Source organism: Stenotrophomonas sp. EMP41 (assembly GCF_047495535.1).
Lineage (GTDB): Bacteria > Pseudomonadota > Gammaproteobacteria > Xanthomonadales > Xanthomonadaceae > Stenotrophomonas > Stenotrophomonas sepilia.
On the sequence record NZ_CP179923.1, the window covers coordinates 3,128,279 to 3,148,639 of the forward strand.

At 65.2% G+C, this 20,361-nt stretch carries 14 protein-coding genes; 2 read left to right on the forward strand and 12 right to left on the reverse strand.

The window, feature by feature from the left end:
• Nucleotides 1–147 precede the first annotated feature (147 nt).
• From ACMGRF_RS14420 to ACMGRF_RS14440, 5 genes are read right to left on the reverse strand one after another with little or no spacing between them, the layout of a single operon-like run.
• The gene (locus ACMGRF_RS14420) at nt 148–2,118 is read right to left on the reverse strand and encodes a type IV pilus secretin PilQ (RefSeq protein WP_049438328.1); all 1,971 of its coding nucleotides are present in this window, start codon (nt 2,116–2,118) and stop codon (nt 148–150) included.
• A gap of 21 nt (nt 2,119–2,139) precedes the next feature.
• Nucleotides 2,140–2,673: a pilus assembly protein PilP gene (locus tag ACMGRF_RS14425; RefSeq protein ID WP_005418914.1), complete on the reverse strand. Its 534-nt coding sequence runs from the start codon at nt 2,671–2,673 to the stop codon at nt 2,140–2,142.
• Nucleotides 2,673–3,329, reverse strand: a complete 657-nt coding sequence (locus tag ACMGRF_RS14430; protein WP_049411380.1) for a type 4a pilus biogenesis protein PilO — start codon at nt 3,327–3,329, stop codon at nt 2,673–2,675. Before ACMGRF_RS14430 ends, ACMGRF_RS14425 begins: the two co-directional genes overlap by 1 nt.
• Nucleotides 3,326–4,198, reverse strand: coding sequence for a PilN domain-containing protein (locus ACMGRF_RS14435; RefSeq protein ID WP_100478696.1), 873 nt, complete (start codon nt 4,196–4,198; stop codon nt 3,326–3,328). The genes ACMGRF_RS14430 and ACMGRF_RS14435 overlap by 4 nt, the downstream gene beginning before the upstream one ends.
• On the reverse strand, nt 4,198–5,256 hold the full coding sequence (locus tag ACMGRF_RS14440) for a pilus assembly protein PilM (protein WP_014038321.1): 1,059 nt from the start codon (nt 5,254–5,256) through the stop codon (nt 4,198–4,200). Before ACMGRF_RS14440 ends, ACMGRF_RS14435 begins: the two co-directional genes overlap by 1 nt.
• Nucleotides 5,257–5,475: 219 nt before the next feature.
• On the opposite strand from ACMGRF_RS14440, the gene ACMGRF_RS14445 reads away from it, so the two are divergent.
• A complete protein-coding gene (locus ACMGRF_RS14445; protein ID WP_414485341.1) occupies nt 5,476–7,899 on the forward strand; it encodes a penicillin-binding protein 1A in 2,424 nt (807 codons plus the stop codon).
• Between the two features lie 210 nt (nt 7,900–8,109).
• A complete protein-coding gene (locus ACMGRF_RS14450; RefSeq protein WP_005418931.1) occupies nt 8,110–8,754 on the forward strand; it encodes a hypothetical protein in 645 nt (214 codons plus the stop codon).
• A gap of 115 nt (nt 8,755–8,869) precedes the next feature.
• On the opposite strand, the gene ACMGRF_RS14455 is transcribed toward ACMGRF_RS14450, so the two are convergent.
• The 7 genes from ACMGRF_RS14455 to ACMGRF_RS14485 all read right to left on the reverse strand — a co-directional run bounded on the left by ACMGRF_RS14455 (nt 8,870) and on the right by ACMGRF_RS14485 (nt 20,057).
• Entirely contained in the window at nt 8,870–9,616 is a 747-nt protein-coding gene (locus ACMGRF_RS14455; protein WP_049411390.1) for a hypothetical protein, read from the reverse strand.
• A 69-nt stretch (nt 9,617–9,685) separates the two neighbouring features.
• Nucleotides 9,686–14,191, reverse strand: a complete 4,506-nt coding sequence (locus tag ACMGRF_RS14460) for an ESPR-type extended signal peptide-containing protein (RefSeq protein ID WP_414485343.1) — start codon at nt 14,189–14,191, stop codon at nt 9,686–9,688.
• Nucleotides 14,192–14,258: 67 nt separating this feature from the next.
• Entirely contained in the window at nt 14,259–14,966 is a 708-nt protein-coding gene (locus ACMGRF_RS14465; protein WP_414485344.1) for a pilus assembly protein, read from the reverse strand.
• 18 nt (nt 14,967–14,984) lie between these two features.
• Nucleotides 14,985–16,130: a CfaE/CblD family pilus tip adhesin gene (locus ACMGRF_RS14470; RefSeq protein WP_049438259.1), complete on the reverse strand. Its 1,146-nt coding sequence runs from the start codon at nt 16,128–16,130 to the stop codon at nt 14,985–14,987.
• Entirely contained in the window at nt 16,127–18,853 is a 2,727-nt protein-coding gene (locus ACMGRF_RS14475; protein ID WP_414485345.1) for a TcfC E-set like domain-containing protein, read from the reverse strand. Before ACMGRF_RS14475 ends, ACMGRF_RS14470 begins: the two co-directional genes overlap by 4 nt.
• 51 nt (nt 18,854–18,904) lie before the next feature.
• A complete protein-coding gene (locus ACMGRF_RS14480) occupies nt 18,905–19,414 on the reverse strand; it encodes a CS1 type fimbrial major subunit (RefSeq protein ID WP_414485346.1) in 510 nt (169 codons plus the stop codon).
• Between the two features lie 280 nt (nt 19,415–19,694).
• Nucleotides 19,695–20,057 (reverse strand): NirD/YgiW/YdeI family stress tolerance protein, encoded by a 363-nt coding sequence (locus ACMGRF_RS14485; RefSeq protein WP_061480589.1) that lies wholly within the window; start codon nt 20,055–20,057, stop codon nt 19,695–19,697.
• Nucleotides 20,058–20,361 lie beyond the last annotated feature (304 nt).

Below are 20,361 nucleotides of genomic sequence, written 5' to 3' on the forward strand. Positions count from 1 at the left end.
CACGGGTTCCCGACATCATCGCAGGGTGCCTTGCGATTGGCATCAAGAACGGCTGAACGGCGCATCCGCGCACGGCGTGGATCTACTGGCGAAAACGAGGAAGGGCCGCACAGGGCGGCCCTTCTTCGAAGACTTCGGAGCGATGGCTCAGTTCTGCTTGGCCACGCGCAGCACCTTCGGGGTGACGAACACCAGCAGCTCGGCCTTGTCCTTGCTGCGGCCGCGCTTCTTGAACAGGTTGCCCAGGAACGGCACGTCGCCCAGGAACGGAACCTTGCTGATGCTGCTGCGATCGGTGAATTCGTAGACGCCGCCGATGACCACGGTCTGCCCATCCTCGACCAGCACCGCGGTGTTGACTTCGCGGCGGTTGATCGACGGCACGGTGCCGTAGCCTTCCAGCTGGATCAGCTGGTCGACTTCGTCCTTCTTCACCTGCATGTTGAGGAACACGCGGTTGTCGTTGGTGATGGTCGGAGTGACCTTCAGTTCCAGCACCACTTCCTTGAACTGGACGTTCGGGGTCGCCACGCCACCAGCGCCACCACCGCTGATGGTGACGTAGCCGATTTCCTTGCCCTGCTTGATCAGCGCCTCGCGCTGGTTGGTGGTGACCACGCGCGGGTTGGAGATCACTTCGCCCCGGGACTCTTCCTGCATGGCCGACAGTTCCACGTCCAGCAGGTAGCCGGCATTGAGGATGGACAGCGCCAGCGAACCCGGGTTGCTGGCCGCGGCAACCGGCAGGCTCCAGTTCAAACCACGCGTGATGGTCGAGCCCACCGGTACGGGCGGCGGGCCGACGCGGCCACCTGCGATCCAGTCACGTTCGGCCTTGGCGTTGTCCTGCGCGGACTTGACCTGCGATTCCCGGGTCAAGCGGTTGGCTTCGAGATTGCCACTGAAGTACACATTGTCCCGGCTGCCGCTGACACCGAACTTCGCGCCCAGTTCGCGGGCGAAGGTATCGGTGGCGATGACGATGCGGCTTTCGATCAGCACCTGGTCGACCGGGCGGTCGATCACGTTGATCAGCTCGCGCATGCGCGCGATCTTCTTCGGGATGTCGCTGATCATCAGCGTGTTGGTGCGCTCGTCGGCCACGATGCGGCCGCGCGAGGACAGGAAGCCACTGTCTTCCTGCGAAGAGCTGCCCGAACCACCGCCGCTGCCACCGCCACCGCTGCCGCCGATGCCCTTGGCCTCGGTCAGCGCTTTGAAGATCTGCGTGGCGCTGTGGTAGTTGATCTGGATGTAGTCGGTCTGCAGGTCTTCGCGGTTCTCGATGGCGATGCGCGCGTCTTCCTTCTCCTGCTCGAACTTGGCCAGTTCAGCCTGCGGCGCCACCCAGATCACGCTGCCATCGCGACGCTTGTCCAGGCCCTTCGCGCGCAGGACGATGTCCAGCGCCTGGTCCCACGGCACATTGACCAGGCGCAGGGTCACATTGCCCTGCACCGAGTCGGACGCAACCACGTTCAGGTTGGACTCCTCGGCGATCAACTGCAGCACGGTGCGCACCGGCACGTCCTGGAAGTTGAAGGTCACCGGCTTGCCGGTGAAACCACGCTGGCCGACGGCCTTGGCCGCCTGGGTGACGCTGCCGGCGGTGACCGCGCCGACGGCGGCCGGGGCCTGTCGCGGGCTGATCTCGACCACGTACTCATTGCCGCTCTGGTAGGCCAGCGACTCCACGGCACCCCCGGTGCTCAGCACCAGCTGGGTACCGGCACCGGACGGCTTGGCGTCGATGCGCTGTACCGGCGTGGCGAAGTCGGTGACGTTCATCGGCTTCTGCAGGTTGGCCGGCAGTCGGGCATTGCCGACGTCGACCACGACGCTGTTGCCCTGCGTGCGCAGGTCAGGGATCGCGCCCTGCCCGTCGAACTGCACGATCAGGCGCCCGGCGCCGTCATCGCCACGCTTGAAATCGATCTTGGCCACCGACAGGCCTGCCGGCGCAGCGGCCGGTGCCACGGTGGCGCCCACCGGCTTTTCCGCCGGTGCGGCAGCCAGCGCCGGAGCGCAGGCCAGCATCAGCGCGACTCCCAGCGCGCTGACACGGTTCAAGGTAGAGCGCCGGATGGGACGCAGCCCCTTGGCTTGGTGAAAGGTCATCGTGCTATCCCCAGTAAACGATCATTGATCTTCAAGCGAGAGCGTTGCCGGCCGTTCCAGCCAGCCACCCGCGCCATCCGGCACCAGTTCGATCAGCTCCACGCGGTCTTCGAAGACCGCCGTGACCCGCCCGTCGCTCTGCCCCAGGTAACCGCCCGGGCGAACCCGGTAGGTGACCTTGTCCGGCCCCATCACCAGCGCCACGGTGCCTGCACCAGTACCGATGGTGCCGACCATGTCCAGCGCATCCAGCGGGAAGCCTTCCAGCGGCTCCTTGCGCCGGTTCGGGTCCGGTCGCAATCCGCCGTTCCCCTGCTGCGGATTGGTCCAGGCATCGGTGAACGGATCGCGCATGCCCTGCGCGGAATATTCGAAGGTCTCGAACTGCTGCATCACCGGCAGCGGCTCCAGCGGTTGCGCCGGTCGCGCACGCTCGCCTTCCACCCACTTTTCAAGGTTCGGTGCGTCGCCGGGCGTGCTGGTCACGCCACGGCCGCAACCGGCCAGCAGCAGTACAGCCAGCACCATCGCACCACGTACGGTCTGCGCGCGCATCACTTCTTGCCCTCCTTGCCAGCGTCAGCCGCCTGCTGCGCCTGCACTTCGGTCTCGTCCAGGTAACGGTAGGTCTTGACCGTACCGGACAGTTCCAGTGCACCGCTGCGGACGTTGCCGCCGGTCTTTTCCTTGGGCTTGAGGTTGATGTCATGCATGGTCAGGATCACTACCCGCGGCAACGAGGCCACGCCACTGACGAATGCGCCGAACTGGTGGTAACTGCCGACCATGCGCAGTTTGATCGGCTTCTCGGCGTAGAACTCCTTGATCTGCTCCTGCTCCGGTTCGAACAGCTCGTTGGTCAGGCCGCTGGACAGCGCGGTCTGCGAGATGTCGATGATCAGGTCGGGCATTTCGGTCTTGCTCGGCAGCTGCCGCAGCATCTGCTGCAGCACCTGCTCCATCTGCGCCAGCTGCTGCTTCAGCGGCTCCAGGTTCACCGCGCGTTCCTGCTGCTTGGTGAACTCGGTGCGCAGCTCGACTTCCTTCGATTCCAGGCCGGCCAGCTCCTCGCGCTTGCCGCTGATCAGCAGCATCCACGCCACGAACATGATGACCAGTGCCAGCAACGAGCAGAAGACGATCTTGGCCTTCTGCGGCCAGTTGCCGATGTCGTTGAAATCCAGGTTCTTGATGTCGATCTTCTGGCTCATGCGCGATCCCCCTGCAGCAGCGCATTGAAGGCCTGCGGCGGCTGCGCCAGGCGGCTGCCCTCAGGCTTCGGGGCAGGTGCCGGGGCCGGCGCGGCCGGTTGGTTCGGCTTGGCCGGAGCGGCCGGAGCGGCCGACGGTGCAGCAGCAGGTGTGGCAGGTGCCGGCGGCTGCCCAGCTGCCGGAGCCGCAGGCGTCGCGGCATCCGGACCTGCGGCCAACGGAGCCACCGGTGCCGGCGCCGCCACCGAGCCATCGGCGTTCAGGCCCGGCGTCGCCGAGACCTCTTCGCTCTGTGCCGGCAGTTTCACCTTGACCACGAACACGTAGGGCAGCGCCTTGATGTCGGCCAGCGGACCGACCTTGCCATCCTTGTCCTTCTCCGGGTCACGCGCTTCGATGATCGACAGCTCCGGATTGGTCATCCAGCCGGAGGTCTCCAGGTTGCGCATGTAGGCCGAAACGCGGGCATTGGACTGGGTGCGACCTTCCAGCGTCAGCACATCCCCTTCCTGCTTCAGTGCGGTCAGCACCACGCCGTCGGGGATGGTGCGCACCAGTGCGTCGAACAGGTGGACCATCTGCGAGCGCTTGGCCTGCAGTTCCTCGATCACCTTCTTGCGGGCCAGCAGCCGTTCCTTCTGCGCGTCGAGGCGATCGATCTCCTTGTTCTGTTCCTTGACCTTCTCGATCTCGGCTTCCAGATAGGCGTTGCGGTCCATCTGGCCGCTCACCTGGCGGTCGTAATAGAACCAGATCATCAGCGACAACAGCAGGCCACCGACAGCGGCCATGCCCAGCATTGCGTAGAACTCGCGCTGGCGTTGCTTGCGCCGCTCGGCGCGCCAGGGCAATAGATTGATGCGTGCCATCAGTCGAAGCTCCTCAGCGCCAGACCGGTCGCGATCATCAGCGCGGGGGCATCCTGGGCCAACGCATGCGCGTTCACCTTCGGCCCCAGGGTCATCTGCGCCAGCGGGTTGGCGACCACGGTCGGCACGCCCAGCTGCTCCTCGACCATCTCCGGCAGGCCACCGAGCACGGCGCAGCCGCCGGCCAGCACGATGTGATCGACGCGGTTGAATTCGCTGCCCGCATAGAAGAACTGCAGCAGGCGGCTGATCTGCTGGACCGTGGCTTCCTTGAACGGCTCCAGCACTTCCATTTCGTAGCTTTCCGGCAGGCCACCCTGGCGCTTGGCCAGCCCGGCTTCCTCGTAGCTCAGGCCATAGCGGCGCATGATCTCGTCGGTCAGCTGCTTGCCACCGAACACCTGCTCGCGGCTGTAAAGGCTACGGCCGCCGCGCAGGACATTGAGGGTGGTCATGGTGGCGCCGATGTCGACCAGCGCAACCACGCCGTCGATGGACACCGGCAGCTCGCTGGCGACCAGGGCGTAGGCGTTCTCGACCGCAAAGGCCTCCACGTCCATCACCTTGGCCTGCAGGCCACCGAGCTCCAGTGCGGACTGGCGCAGCTCGACATTCTCCGAACGCGACGCGGCCAGCAGGACCTGGACCATCTCCGGGTTGTTCGGGATCGACCCGATCACCTCGAAGTCCAGGTTCACTTCCTCGATCGGATACGGAATGTAGTTGACCGCTTCCAGCTCGATCTGGGCTTCCATGTCGTTTTCGTCGAGATCGGCCGGCATCGGGATCACCTTGGTGATCACCGCCGACCCCGCGACGGCGGCAGCGGCCAACTTGGCCTTGCTGCCTGAACGGTTCATCGCCCGGCGGATGGCCTCACCGACGGCCTCCACTTCAACGATGTTCTTCTCCACCACCGCATTCGGCGGAAGAGGTTCCACAGCGTAATGTTCCACGCGGAAACGATTGCCGCTGCGGGACAGCTGCAAAAGCTTTACCGCAGTCGAACTGATGTCGACGCCTACAAGCGGCGACTGACTTTTTGGGATGAGCCCCACGGTTTCTCCCCTGCCGACGGGCACTTGGACGCAAGACCTGCGTCCGAGCATTAATAACGTATTCTTAGCAAATGGCAACGGCCCTGCTGTGAAATCCCTCACGGATTCACCATGCAGCCCCTGACTGTTCCCCTTGCGCTCCCCGGTGCCGACCCCAGCCGCCACCTTGCGTAATCTATACTCTGCGACCACGAAATTCGCAATCGGAATCTGAACCCGATGACTCGACTCCGCCGCTGGCTGCGCTGGATCTTCCTGATTGTCCTGGTCCTGGCGCTGATCGGCGCGGCCGCCGTGGGCGGTCTGTACTATGCCGTTTCCTCCAAGCTTCCCGACGTGCAGACCCTGCGCGACGTGGAAATGCAGGAGCCGATGTACGTCTACGCTGCCGACGGCAAGCTGATGGCGGTGTTCGGCGAGACCCGGCGCACCCCGGTCACCATGAAGGACGTGCCCGAGCGGCTGAAGCAGGCCTTCCTGGCCACCGAGGACGCCCGCTTCTACGAGCACGGCGGCGTGGACTACATGGGCATCGGCCGTGCGGTCTGGCTGCTGGCCACCACCAACGACAAGCGCGTGCCGGGTGGCTCCACCATCACCCAGCAGGTCGCCCGCCAGTTCTTCCTCAGCTCCGAGTACAGCTACACCCGCAAGCTGGCCGAGATCCTGCTGGCGCGGAAGATCGAGTCCGAGCTGAGCAAGGACGAGATCTTCGAGCTGTACCTGAACAAGAGTTTCTTCGGCAACCGCGCCTACGGCGTGGCCGCCGCCGCCGAGTTCTACTACGGCAAGAAGCTGAACGAGCTGGACCTGGACGAGATGGCCTCGCTGGCCGGTATCCCCAAGTTCCCGTCCTCGGGCAACCCGATCTCCAACCCGGAACGTGCCCGCCAGCGCCGCGACAACTACGTGCTGCAGCGCATGGCCGACCTGAAGTTCGTCAGCCAGGCCGAAGCCGACGCGGCCAAGGCCGTGCCGATGCACGCCACCGCGCATGAGCCGCCGGTACAGGTCGATGCGCCCTACGTGGCCGAGCTGGTGCGCCAGGAAATGATCGCCCGCTTCGGCGGCGACGTGGTCAACAAGGGTTACCACGTCACCACCACGATCGATTCCACCCTGCAGACCGCGGCCAACCTGGCCGTGCGTGATGGCCTGCTGCTGTACGACCACCGCCACGGTTGGCACGGCGTGGAGAAGCAGGTGCAGCTGGGCGCCGGCGACGATGCCGCCGCCCTGGCCGAGCACCTGCGCGGCATGTACGGCCAGGCCGGCCTGCTGCCGGCAATCGTCGCCAGCACCGCTGCCGATGGCAGCGCCACGGTGGTGCTGGCCAACCGCACCGAGATCGCGCTGCCGGCCGGTGCCGCCAAGTGGACCAACAAGACCCCGGGCAAGCTGGTGCAGCGCGGCGACATCGTGCGCGTACGCGCCGGGGCCAAGGAGGGCGAGTGGCTGCTGGACCAGATCCCGCGCGGCCAATCCGCGCTGGTCTCGCTGGATGCCCACAGCGGCGCGCTGAAGGCGCTGGTCGGTGGCTTCAGCTTCTCCGGCAACAAGTTCAACCGCGCCACCCAGGCCCGCCGCCAGCCGGGTTCCAGCTTCAAGCCGTTCATCTACGCCGCAGCGTTCGACAAGGGCTACAACCCGGCCTCGATTGTGCTCGACGCGCCGGTTGTGTTCCGCGATCGCCGCGGCAAGACCTGGGCCCCGCAGAACGACGGCGGCGGCTTCCGCGGCCCGATGCGCCTGCGTGAAGCGCTGGTGCAGTCGCGCAACCTGGTCTCGGTGCGCCTGCTCGATGGCATGGGCGTGGACTATGCGCGCAAGTACATCAGCGAATTTGGCTTCGCCGAATCGGAGCTTCCGCCGAACCTGTCGATGTCGCTGGGTACTGCCTCGCTGACCCCGCTGTCGGTGGCGCGTGGCTACGCGGTGTTCGCCAATGGCGGCTCGCGCGTGGATACCTGGCTGATCGACCAGGTCAATGACCGCGACGGCAACCTGGTGTTCAAGGAAAACCCGGCACTGGCCTGCCGCGACTGCGCGGGCAGCAGCGATCAGCCGGTCAACCAGGTGGTGGATGGCTTCAACTTCGGCGCCCCGGCCCCGAAGGTGGACCCGGCCGCTGCGGCCAAGGCCGAAGCCAAGACCGAAACTGCCGCCGCTCCGGCCAACCCGGACGCCCGCACTGCCCCGCGCGCGATCGACGCCCGCACCGCCTACCAGCTGGTGTCGATGATGCGCGACGTGGTCCAGCGCGGTACCGGTGTGCAGGCCAAGGTGCTCGGCCGCGAGGACGTGGGCGGCAAGACCGGCTCCACCAACGACCATCGTGACGCCTGGTTCTCCGGCTTCGGCGGCCCGTACGTGACCACCGTGTGGGTGGGCCGCGACGACTTCCGCTCGCTGGGTTACCGCGAATACGGTGGCAAGGCGGCGCTGCCGATCTGGATCGACTACATGCGCACCGCGCTGAAGGACACCCCGATCGCGCAGAACGAGCCGCCCAGCGGCATGGTCCAGGCCACCCTCAACGGCGCAACCGAGTGGGTGAAGGTGGAAGACATGGACCGCCTGACCGACTACGACCTGAACCTCAATACGCCGCAGGCCGACGCCGCCGCGTTCGATATCTTCTGAGGAAGGGTCAGGTGGGTGCCAACCGTGGGTTGGCACCGACGCGCCTGTAGAGCCGAGCCCGTGCTCGGCTCAGGGCGTGCGGTAGAGCAGCCGAGCATGGGCTCGGCTCTACACGATCAACGGCATCCGCGTGCTCGTCTCGGTGAAATACCCACGCGGATGTCACATCCGTGCGCTAGTCTGTAGCCAGGTCGCAACAGGAGTCATCGCATGCATCGCGCCCGTCAGCATGCTGCCAGCCAGACCCGCGAGCGGCGCCACCGCCTCGCCCACGAAGCCGCCCGCCTGATGGCTGAAGGCGGCATCCGCGACTACCACCAGGCCAAGTTGAAGGCCGCCAGCCGGCTCGGCATCCACGACGATGCCTCCCTGCCCCGCAACACCGAGATCGAAGACGCCCTGCGCGAATACCAGCGGCTGTTCGCCGGGCCCCAGCACGGCAACGAACTGCAGCGCCGCCGCGAGGCCGCGATGCGCGCGCTGGAGTTCCTGCACGGCTTCGCCCCACGGCTGGCCGGCCCGGTGCTGGACGGTACCGCCGATGCCAACAGCCCGGTGCAGCTGCACCTGCACAGCGACGACCCGGAAGCCGTGCACCGCTTCCTGGACGAGCACGGCATCCCTGCCGAATCGCGGACGCGCCGGCTGCGCATGGACCGCGAGCGCAGCCTGGATGTGCCAGTGTGGGTGTTCAGTGCCGAGGAGCTGACCTTCGACCTGGCCGTGCTGCCGTACGATGCGCTGCGCCAGGCGCCGCTGTCCCCGGTGGATGAGAAGCCGATGCGGCGCGCGTCTGTCGCACAGTTGCGGCAGCTGCTGGCCGAAGCGGAGATCACCGCGTACATCGGCGGGTGACGGTTGCGCAGGTTCTGGTAGGTGCGGACCGTTGGTCCGCACTGTGCATCAGGCATCCGGATAGCTGACCGAAGAGCAGCCGAGCATGGCTCGGCTCTACAGAAGGTGCGTTGCCCTACCAGACATCATGGTGCTGCTCCTCCGTCTCATCGCCAAGCAGGCGCATCAACCAGGGAGCTCCCACGCGCTGCGGGTACGCCATCATCATCCGCGCGTGCATGTTCTGCAGATCGCCCAGCAACCAGGTCTGGTTGTAGACATCGCCGAACGGGTCCGACCACGCCGTCTGTATCCGAACGCGCTCACCGCCGTTGAGGTTGGGCATCCTGTCCAACGGGATCTCCAGCACCGGCTCCAGTGCCCGGTTGATGGCCGCGTTCTCCGCCTCCGCCGCACGCATGAGCTCCAGCCGATGGCTCACCTGCCAGCACGGGAAAGGGAAGCAGCTTCCCGTCGCATCGATGTACGCCGCCATGTCGGCCAGCATGTGGGCCTTCAGCTGCCACACCATCGCACTGTCCAGCAGCTGCCGCACCCGCAGTGTGCGCAGCGTGCCGGCACGGACATCCTCCGGGGTGGTGAACGGCTCACCCGGGGTTGGGCCGCCATGCCGCACCAGCACGATGCGATGGATCGCCTCCTGGGTGATGTTCTCCACGCGCAGCGCGGCCGCCTCCGGATGCACGCGCGGCGGCGGCACGCTCGATACCCGCCAGGTGTACCAGGCCGCCAAGCCCGTGCCCGCCACGCACAGCAGGGCGAACAGCAGCCAGCGGTCCAGATTGCGGGTGTAGTAGTAATACCGCGCCCGCCACAGATAGAACGTGCGATAGCTGATGAATCGGCTTACCCAACGGTACATGGCCATTTCCTCGGCAAGGGCCCCGGCGCGGCGGGGCGGATTACGCGCGTCACGCCAGGGCTCCATCGCTTACCAGCCGATGCCGACGCCGACGCCCATGCTGCGCTCACCGCTGTTGGTGAACGCGCCATTGAGGCTGAAGGTGGCCGAACCCTTCTCGTTCAGCACGCGCTGGTAGCCCACCGCCATCGCCGATTCACCCTCGCTGTAACCCACGCCCGCACCCAGGCGGTTGTAGGTGGCCAGGCCGGCAGTGTTCATCGCCATCGCGGTCTGTGCGCTGCTCATCGCCGCCATGCGGTTGAAGCGCTTGTCCATCTTGTCCAGGCGGCGCTCGAAATTGCTGATCGCACCCTCGGTGTACTCGTTGGCACGGGCCAGCATCTTCTCCAGGTCGGCGGTGTCGACCTGCGGCTTGGGCGTGTCGTCCTGCTTCGACTTCGGTTGCGGGGCTGGCTTATCACCTTCACCGGTAGAGGCGATCTGCGGCGAGCCGCTGGTGCCCGATGCCGGCGCGATCTCTTCGGTGGATGGCGAAGGCGTGGATGCTGCCGCCATGGCGCGGGCCTGCGGCTGATCGTCAATGCGCTGCTCCAGCCCATCCATACGGCCGTTGAGCTGCTGCTGCATCGAATGCAGCTGGCCGCCGTTGACCGCATCGCGGCTGCCGGCCGCGATCAGGCCGTTGGCCACGTTGGAGATGACCATGCCGTTGGCACCGGCCAGGGTGAGCTGGTGGGTGCCGTCTGCGCGGACCGAGGGCGTTTCCTGGAACACCGAGCGGAGCTGGGACTCGACCTGGTTCACGCGCGAGGTGGTGCTGACGACTGCGCCGTCGAGCGCTTCCAATGCACCATTGAGGGTGGGTTGGGACTGGCCTTGAACGTTGAAGCTGGGGTCGACAATGTTGCCGTTGGCATCGACTTCGCTGCCGAGTGCAGACAGTGCGCTGCGCAGCTGGCCGACGGTGGCGGCGTTGTGGTTGGCGGTGCCGTTGGCGATGTTTATGAGGCGGCGCTTCATCTCACCATTACCGAACGCGACAGTGCGAGCTTCATCTGCAACCGAGTGAACACCAATAGCTACGCTTGAACCGGCCCCCTGCTTCACCGTGCTGCCAACGCCGATTGCAATACCGTTTGCTTCATGGACAGAAGAATGGACGCCGAAAGAAAAGCCATGCTCAGCCGTAGCATCAACGTAAGCTGCTCTGCCTAGTGCCACCGAGTTCTTTCCGGCGGCCTTCGCGAAGCTCCCAATGGCGACTGCCCCTTCACTTTGCAAAGAAGCCTCAGCGGAATCACCAATCGCAACCCCGACTGGTCCCGCCTTCGCCACCTGTCCAGGCCCTAGGTCACCGACAGCAACAAACCGCGACGCGGAAGCCAGCCTCTGCAGCTCTTCATTGGTCTCATAGAGCTGACTGCCACGCACAACATCCGAGCTATCAGCCGACAGTGTCGCCTCGGCCACACCAGTCAATCGCGCACCGCCAAAGTCGATTGGACCGCTCGCATCCAATCCACGCATTGCCTGCTCGCCCACCTCCCGCTCCTTGCGCATCGTCTCCAGATCATTACGATTCTGCGAGATCTTCTGCTCGGCGGCGTACAACTGACTGCCGGTTACGGCATCACGGCTTCCCGGCGCCACTCGGCCGTCAGCCAGGTTGGTCAGCACCATGCCATTCACGCCATTCAGCGCGATCTGGTTCATGCCATCGGCACGGGCCGACGGTGAATCCTGGAAGATCGAACTCAGCTGGCCTTCCACCTTGTCCGCGCGACGGCCTGCGGTGATCACAGCGCCATCGAGTGCCATCAGTGCGTCCTCGACGGTGTTCTGCGTCGCGCCCTGCACCGCGTAGGTCGGGGCGATGATGTCGCCATTGGCACCCATACCTGCGCCGCCGCCAAGCGTGGCGAGGGAGTCCTTGAGCTGGGAGACAGTGGTGGCGTTGTGGTCAGCAGTGCCTCGGGCAATATTCACAAGACGCCGCTGGATGCCGACACCCCCGAATGACGCAACTCCTTCTTCATCCGCTAGTGAGCCATTTCCAAGTGCCAGCGAACCGTGAGCACCACCTTCAACGCTTGCGCTAGCACCAATCGCCACACCTGCATACGCACCGCCAGCGTCTCCGCCAACCTGTGCACCTGCCCCCATGGCGAATCCATTCTCGGAATCTTCAGAAACGGCTGCCGCTCGACCAATTGCGGTGGAGTTCTTCCCCATCGCCTCCGCAAACGTGCCTACCGCGGTTCCTCCATCCAGTCCCGTCTTGGCAGAATTTCCGACCGCGACACCTGCCACACCGGCTTGTGCGCGTTCACTGAAGGGAGCTGAGCCGATACTCACAAACTGCGCGACATCCTCAAGATCTGAGACGCGCGAATTCGTTGAGTACAGTTGTTTCCCGGACACAGCCTCAGCACTGCTTGCGCTCAGCAATCCATCCGCCACACCACTGATCTTCCGATTGGCATTGGCACTATTACGCACATCCAACGTCGCACCACTATTCTTCCCGCCCAGGCGTACATCGCCGGACGCAGAAACCTGCGCCACCAGACCGCTCAACGTTGCTGTCTCGGCCAGTGCCCTAGCCGCATCCGTCTTCGCCACGGCAGCGTCTGCACCCGCAGACCTGGCCACGCCCTCCACTGTCGCCACCTTGTCATTGGTGGCACTGAGCTGCCTGCCGTTGACGGCCTCGTAGCTGCTGGCGCTGACCACGCCATCGGCCACGCCGGTCAGCTTCCGGTTCGCATTCGCGCTATTGCGCACATCCAGTACGGTGCCGCTGTTCTTCTCACCGATGCGGACATCACCGCTAGCTCCGTCCTGGCTGAGCAACCCTTTGAGCGTACCCACTTCGGTCAGCGCGGTATTCGCATTGGCCTTGGCCAAACTGGCGTCACTAAGCGCCGTACTGACGTTGGTGTTTGTTGCGTTGAGCTGCCGGCCGGTCACCGCCTCAGTACTACTGGAGTTCAGTGTCGCGTCGGCCACGTTGATGATCTTGCGTTTGATTGACGTGCTACCCACCGACACCTGGTCTTGTGCGGTAGTCACCGATCCCGAACCCAGCGCGACCGAGCGAAGGTGACCAGCCGCACTGTTCGCGCCCAGCGCCATGGCTCCGACCCCACCGGACGCAGTCGCATTGCGTCCGATCGCCATCAGGTCTTCCTGTACTCCGGTGGTAGCGGTCGTGCCGATGGCGATACTGTTCTTGGACGTGCCGTTGCCCACACTGGCACGATCGCCGAGGGCAATCGCACCATCCGCCTTGGCCTTGGCCGTGCGCCCCACAGCCATCGCCGCCGTGCCGTTGGCCTCAGTGTAGATGCCGGTCGCCAGAGCGCCCGTACCAGTGGCCTGCGCACGCATGGCAACGGTGGGTGTATTGCCATTGGCAAGCAGATAGGAAGCTGTCGTCGACTGTGCCAACGCACTGTCGGCAGCCGCCTTCGCGGCCTTTGCGGTCTGATCCGTGGCATACAGCTGCGAACCGTTCACGGCGTCGGCACTTGCGGCGTTTACGGTGCCAGCCGCAATACCGGCGATCTTCCGGTTCACATTCGCGCTGTTCCGGATATCAAGCGTCGTGCCGCTGTTGCTTGCACCTATGCGAACATTTCCCGAAACGGATGCTTGGTTGAGAAGCCCTTCCCGAATGTTGGCCTTGGCCAGAGCATTGTCCGCATTCGACTTGGCTGTATTGGCCGTACTCAGGGCCGAGCTGGCGTTCGAGTAAGCGGAATTGGCCGTACTACGAACCGAGCTGACATCCTGGTTGGTCTCATACAGCTGACCACCGGTTACAGCGTCGGTGCTGCCGTAGGCGGTGCTGCCACGCGCAACGTTGACGATCTTCCGTTGGTTGGAGGTGCTACCCACCGAGACGGTATAGCTGCTGTTCGCTACAGAGTTGGCACCTATGGCCACGGAGTTGGAGGAGCTCGCCTGTGCACCGCTGCCAAGCGCTATGGCGTTGGACGAAGTGGCCCTGGCGTCATGGCCGAGCGCTGTCGCGCCAATCCCGCTGGTCCGGGAGAAGGCGCCGACTGCCGTACTGTAGCCGCTGGTGATTTCCGCATTGTGGCCGATAGCAGTGTTGTTCTCACCACGGCTGCTGATCGCATTGCCATAGCCAACCGATCGGTTCCCGGACGACAACGACGACCGGGATCCTAGCACCAGCATGTCATTCCCACTGATGGTCGAGTCGCGGTAGGAGGTATCGGAGACCAGTGCGAGCTGGGCGTGGATAGCCTTGACCGTTGCCATTGGCACGGGAGGGGACATTGCCGGCGCTGCCGTTAGCACAGCGACGAAAGGATGGACCCGCTCCCGCTCCACGGCTTGGCGGGCAATCGGAATGCCCTCGTCGTGCTCTTCAGTGCCATCTTCAGCGGACGCCGCCGGCACCACCAACGAAGCAAGAATGACAGCGGCCGCCGCCATGCGCGTTGGCTGACCTGTTGACTTCCCCCGCGCCGAACTCAGCTCACTTGCCACGACCCAGCACTTCCGGGCCGTACTCCAGATACGACGATAGATATGATTCACGTTTTCTCTCCTTAACAGGAAATTGGAAAAAGACTCCGCGTCACGCGCAGGGCCATAAACAACCGTTTCAGCCAGCGCTCTGCGCCAGCGTCTGTGTGTGCTCGCGGTGCCCGTCACGACTCAGCCGATAGCGGAGTTGAAGAGAGCCGCCCGGCGCGACCTTGAATGGCAACTTCAGATCGGCATCCGGATACAGGCTGTGGGACAGTTCCTGCGGGCTGCAGGCACCCTCCGCCGTGCAGGTCGCGGCACCGGTAATGCCTACGCGAAGGGTTCCGGTATTGCGCAGCGTGTTCTCCACGAGGCGTAGTTCGACTACGCCGTTGGCGGGCATTACGTTCACCAGCGCTCCCCAGACCAGGCTGACACCCACATTGGCCTGTGCGCCTTCTTCACCCTCGAGCACGGTGTCCTCGGGTCCGCGGGCACCTTCGAAATAGATGCGATAGGCTGCTTCCTTCTCAACGGCGCGCAGCGGGATGATCCGGATCAGGCGATTACCGCCGCCACTGAGTGCGAACTTTCCAGGGGTGATGGCGATCGCGGCGTCGGCCGCGTCCATTTCCACCTCTTCCTCGCCAGCCTGGGCGGGATTCGATATGCGCAACAGGCGTGCCTGCACGTACTGCGGCTGGGTGGATTGGGAGTAGACGCGGATCTGCGTACCGCGCTTGCCATCGACGGCGGCGCGCATCGGATGGATCGAGAGGTTGGCATGTACCGGCGGCGCCAGCAGCGCGCTCAACGGCAGCAGACAGAACAGCAGCTTCTTCATGATGAGGGTCCGTGGGGATCAGGGTTTGGCGGTCGGCACGCGCAGTTCCACCGTCAGCTCGCCGTCATAGAGACCGGGCCGTTTGCTGGCGATGGGCGTAGGCGGCGTTTCCAGTACCAGCGGGGTGGGCACGCAGTACACGGGTTGATTGATGCCCGGCAGCATCACCAGGCGCAGCTGTGCGCTGTCGATGCCGCGCAGCAGCTGTTCCTCGCCGTGTTTCATTGCCAGCAGGTTTCCGCCGTATTTCAGGCCGACCTGGTAGTCCAGGCGCTGGGTGTCGTCACTGCCGCCATCCGCGTGCCAGACCGCGAAGTCCCGTCCCGGCGGTGGTCGCGGCCCACTGTCGCGCACGGTGACGCCGAGGAACTCGCTCTGCGAGCCCACGCCGTCGTACAGGCACATGTCCACTTCCTTGTAGCCGCCTACAACTTTGCGGATGGGGTCGTAGCGCAGGTCCATGTTGACCAGCGGCGCGATGCCGTCGAAGCCGGGGAAGTAGATCGAGATCGCGTCGTAATCGGTGACGGTGAAATCGAAGTTGAAGGTGGCTGTGGCGACGGGTGCTGCAGCGGGATCGGCCTTGATGTTCAGGCGCATCGTGGCCTTCCAATGGCCTGCGACGAGTCGCGAAATTTCGCGTTGAGGCAGGATCATCTCGACGCCGGTTCCGAGCGGCTGATCTGCCCCGCTTCCTATGCCACAGGTGAACCAGAATGATCCGTTCAGAATGCGCTTGTCACTGTCCCAGAGATCGCTAGCGCAGCGATAGCCCGACATAGCCCGCTGCAGGCTTCCCACCGCACGAATCTCCGTTTGCAGGCCAGTCCTCAGCTCAACGAGACGTAACGCAATCTCTGTTGTCCCCCCTGACATGCTCGGCTCACTTTCCGTCGGGCACTTCCCAAACTCACTGTCAGAAGCAGACTCACAAACCACATGGATCTGCCCATACTTGAACGCCAGGTCGTGACTGAACCCCAGCACCGTCCGCGGCGCCCACAGCTCCACATCGCCCGGTACCGCCGAGCGATCCCAGCTCATCACGATGTCCCGGCTCTGGTCCGTCGGATGGGTCTCCGGCGGCCACTGCGCCCACGCCCGTGGCATCACCAGAACCAGCGCACACACCAGCATCAACACACACATCCAACGCCGGCTCATGGCGTACCTCCTGCAGCAGCGGTCTGGGGCGTGGCGGCAATCAACGCGCGTTCCTGCAGCAGGCGGGTCACGCGGGCCTGCTGGCGGATTTCTGCTGGCAGCTGGGCCACGGCCAGCGGCTCGCAGTGCACGGCGCCGACCAGCAGCACCACCTGGCGGCGCTCGCGCACCTGCAGCGGGCAATGCAGCAGGCGGTCGTCCTGCAGCAGGTACAGCGTTGTTTCGCGACGCGGGAAATCGGCAACGAAGCTGCCGTTGGCGCTGGTGCCGGGCACCGGTGCATTGAGAATGCGGGCGCCGCCCAGCGGCGACCCGGCAAGGTCCTTGGCGTTGCCGATGAAGGTGTAGGTCACTTCAATCGGCACCGGCATGCGCATCAGCTTGCCGGGGGTGAGGAACATCGGCCGTGCGCCGCCCACGCCAGTCACGCGGATCGCTGCGATGCTGTCCAGCGTGCTGGCGTCCTGCACTTCGGCGCGCTGCGACTGATAGGCCTGCAGCGGCAGCAGCCGGCGCTCGCCGATCTGCAAACGCTGTCGGCGCAGCCCACCCACCTGCAATTCTGCGGCCACGCCATGCAGGTCGGCATCGTCGAAACCGCCCACCTGCACGGCCAGGCCGGCCTCGGCGCCGTTGGCACCGCTCCAGTAGAGACCGCGGCGGCCCAGGGCAAAACCGGAGCTGTGGGCAGCGCTGTAGCCGGTCTCACCACGCCCGCGCTGCTGATAGTGCGCGATGCTGGCAGTGGTGTTGCCGATGCCGTTCTGCAGCTGGCCGCTCAGCGAGGCGCTGTAGCGGTCAGTGTTGTTGCCGCGCAGTTCGGCGTTCAGCTCCCGATAGTGCGTGTCCCGGTCCTGGCGCAGGCTCTGGCCTACGCTGTAATCGATGGCCGGGCGCTGATGCTGCGGCTGGCGCACGTCCACCGCATAGCGGCGCTGGCCGCTGCTGTCATGGCTGCGCTGCAGGCGGGTCAGGCTGAGGTTGAAGTAGATGCCACGGTCACGCTCGTTGCTGCCGCGCACGCTGTCGGTGCTGCGCTGCTGCCACAGGCCCACGCGCGTGGACACGCTGAAGTCCTGCCAGCGATGGCTGCGGCTGAAGCTGGCCTGCCAGGTGCGGCTCAGCACCGGTTCGCGGCGCGGCTCCAGCGGGCCGGGCGGCAGCAATGGATCCAGCCCGAACAACGGGTCCTGCTCGAACCCGGGGCGATGCCAGCCGGTGCGCCAGGTCTGGCGCCGCGTATAGCCCACGTAGACATTGCCACCGGCCACCGGCAGCGACATCGAGCCGCTGAGCGAATTGGTGCAACCCAGCTGGTCGCGCGCATCGGCCTCGAACTGGCAGGCCTTGCCGCGCATGCGCTGCTGGTAGAGATTCCACGACGCCTTGCGCCGGTACGACAGCTGGTGCTGCTGGCCGTTGCTGCCGTCGCTGCCCCGCATGCCGCTGAGCGTGGCGCGCATCTCATGCGTGGCCAGCACGTGGCGCAGGTCCAGGCGCAGCTCACCGTAGCTGTGTCCGCCGAGATTGGCGACACCGGCGGTAAGCGCGGCGTCGCGGCCAAGCGGCACGCGCAGGCCGGCCATCGCCACGCGTTCGCCATCGAAGCGGTCGCTGCGGCGCTCGTTGCGGCGTCCGCCCTGCACGAACCACTGCCACTGGCTGTTGGTCCAGTCGCCGCCCTTGTCGAACGGCGCCTCCTCGGTGCGCACCAGCACACCGTCCTCGTAGATGCGCATGCGCACCAGGTAGTTGCCGAACGGGAAATTGCGGGTGTCGATCTGGTTGATGCCGGCCTGCAGGTAGAAGGTCTGCAGCAGCCGCTCGCCATCGAACACATCGACGCGAGCGTCGCGCGCCAGCAGCACCGTCAGCGGCGTGGCCTGCACGGCGGCATCGGTGTCCACATAGGCCTGGGTGGTACCCACGCGCGCGCCCTGGAAACGGTCCAGCGGCAGCATGCTGAAACTGAAGGTGCCGCCCTGCGGGCTGGACAGGTTGCGGCGGTCCATACGCCCGGCCTGCAGGTAGTGCGCCTGGCCCAGGTCATGGCGGTAATAGACGTTGTCGAACTGGAAGTCGTCGTCGCTTCGGCTGCGGTAGCGCTGCTGGGTGTAATACCAGTCGGCGGACAGGTGAGCGCGATCAAACAGTCCCAACGTGCCTACGCCGCGCGCGGACAGCGCCTGATGGTCGCGGCCGCCGCTGACGTTGAGCGTCTGCTGGTGCAGGAAGGCGTTCTCGGCATTGGCCGTGACCGTGTGGTAGCGCTCGGCGGCCGGCTCGCCGGGAATCCACTGCCGCGCCACGAACAGGCGCACCGCGCCCTCGCCTTCGTCGTACAGCGCGCGCGCCGCAGTGGGGTCCTCGGGTGGATCGAGATAGCCACAACCCGCCGTGGCGCCGCCAAAGCGGCACGCCAGGTGGCTGTTGCGCGGCAGCGGCTGCGACAACGCCGGCAGCAGCGCCGCCTGCGCTTCGGCCGGCAGGTCCAGCGCCTGCAGCACGCGCGCGGGCTCTTCCAGCTGCACGTGCTCCAGGGTCACGCGCACCGGCGACAGCCCGGCCGAGCGGCCGAACAGCTGGATGTCGAGTTGTTCGGTCTGGCCTTCGACCAGATCCTCAAAGCCGGCGGGGACGCCGCGGGCTGCGGCCAGGGGCGCAGCCAGTGCCAGGGCGAGCGCGACCGCCAGCCGGGTAACGGCGGGGGCGTGTGGGGTCATGGGGGTACCACTGCAGAAGCCGCCGGCCCGGCGTGCGGGCCGGCGCGGGGATTACGGCGTGGTGGCCTTCTGGTTCAGCACAACGCTCACGATGCCGACGTAGCGGCCCTTGGTGGCAATCGGCGCCGGCGTGGTCTGGGCAATGGTCAACGGCATCGAAATCGAGGCGCCCGGGGTGGAGCCGGCGCCGTTGAACAGATCGGCCGCCTTGTACTCGATGGCAGTGGTACCCAGTGCGCGGTTGTTGAGGCTGATGGTCATCGGCACGGTGACGGCGCCGGTCTCGTTGGCCAGCACGAATGGACCGTCGATACGGGCCTCGATATCGGCGGCTTCATCGTTGGAGTGGATGCGGACGCGCTGGGTGTCCGGAATCAGGCCGCGCAGCGGATCGTGGGTCAGCTGCACGGTGTCCGGCAGCGGGGTGCCGTCATCGCGCAGCAGCGCCAGGGTCGGGTCGACGTCGGCGTAGACGGAGATCTTGGTTTCAACAGCGTGCGCGGACAGCGAAGCGGTAGCCAGCGCTGCAGCGAGCGCGGCCTTCTTGAGAATGGCGTGCATGGTTGTCTCTCTCGGACAAGGGGGAATTTGAAAGCTCCCCTCCCCAAGGAGAAAAGGGAGGGAAGCGCCGCCCGCGGGGATGGGTGCGGGCGACGGAGAGAATGTTAGAAATCCATTGCCATGCAGGCCATTCAAGCATTCCTAAAACGTTGAACGTTAAGGAGAATTCTTGAATTCGCTCAATGTTTGAGGGTTATGCAATTTCCCTCATCGGTTCAATGCAACAAACCTCATTGCATTGAATTTGTAGAGCCGAGCCGATGCTCGGCTGCCGTTCGCTTCAACCTGCCGGCACGACGGTGACGTGATCAACATCGATGTCGGTCGGCTTGAAGCGATGCGTGTCGACCTTGCCACGCAGTTCGACCACGGTGTCGGCGCCGATGGCCTGCGGCGGCAGATCTTCGTCATCGATCTCAACGTCGATCTGGCCGCTTGCATCACGGAACTGGTAGCGCTCGTCACCGATCTTGGCGATGAGGGTGCCGCGCAGCACCACCGGATGGTCATCACGTTGCGCGCGTGCGTCGGCGACAGTGCTGGCAGCAGCCCCTGCCCCCGGCCCGGTGTACTGCGCGACGGCCTGCGGGCTCAGCAGGGCCAGCGGCGTGGCGATGAAAGCGATGGCGATCAGTCGGTTCATGGCGTTCTCCATACAGGGATGAGTACGCACAGGTTCTATCGCCTTCGATGTGATCCCCATGCAATAGATCCGAAAAGACATGAAAGCGACATTCATTATCAGAGCGCGTTCAGACCCGGAAGCGGGCTCTTGTAGAGCCGAGCCACGCTCGGCTGCGCGGTGTGGACGGGCGCCAGCCGAGCATGGGCTCGGCTCTACAGCGACCATCCGGGAATCGTGCGGACCAGCGGTCCGCACCCACCGTCCGTCGAACACGATCAGGGCACAAAAAAAACGCCCCGCGGATGCGGGGCGTTCTCGGCAC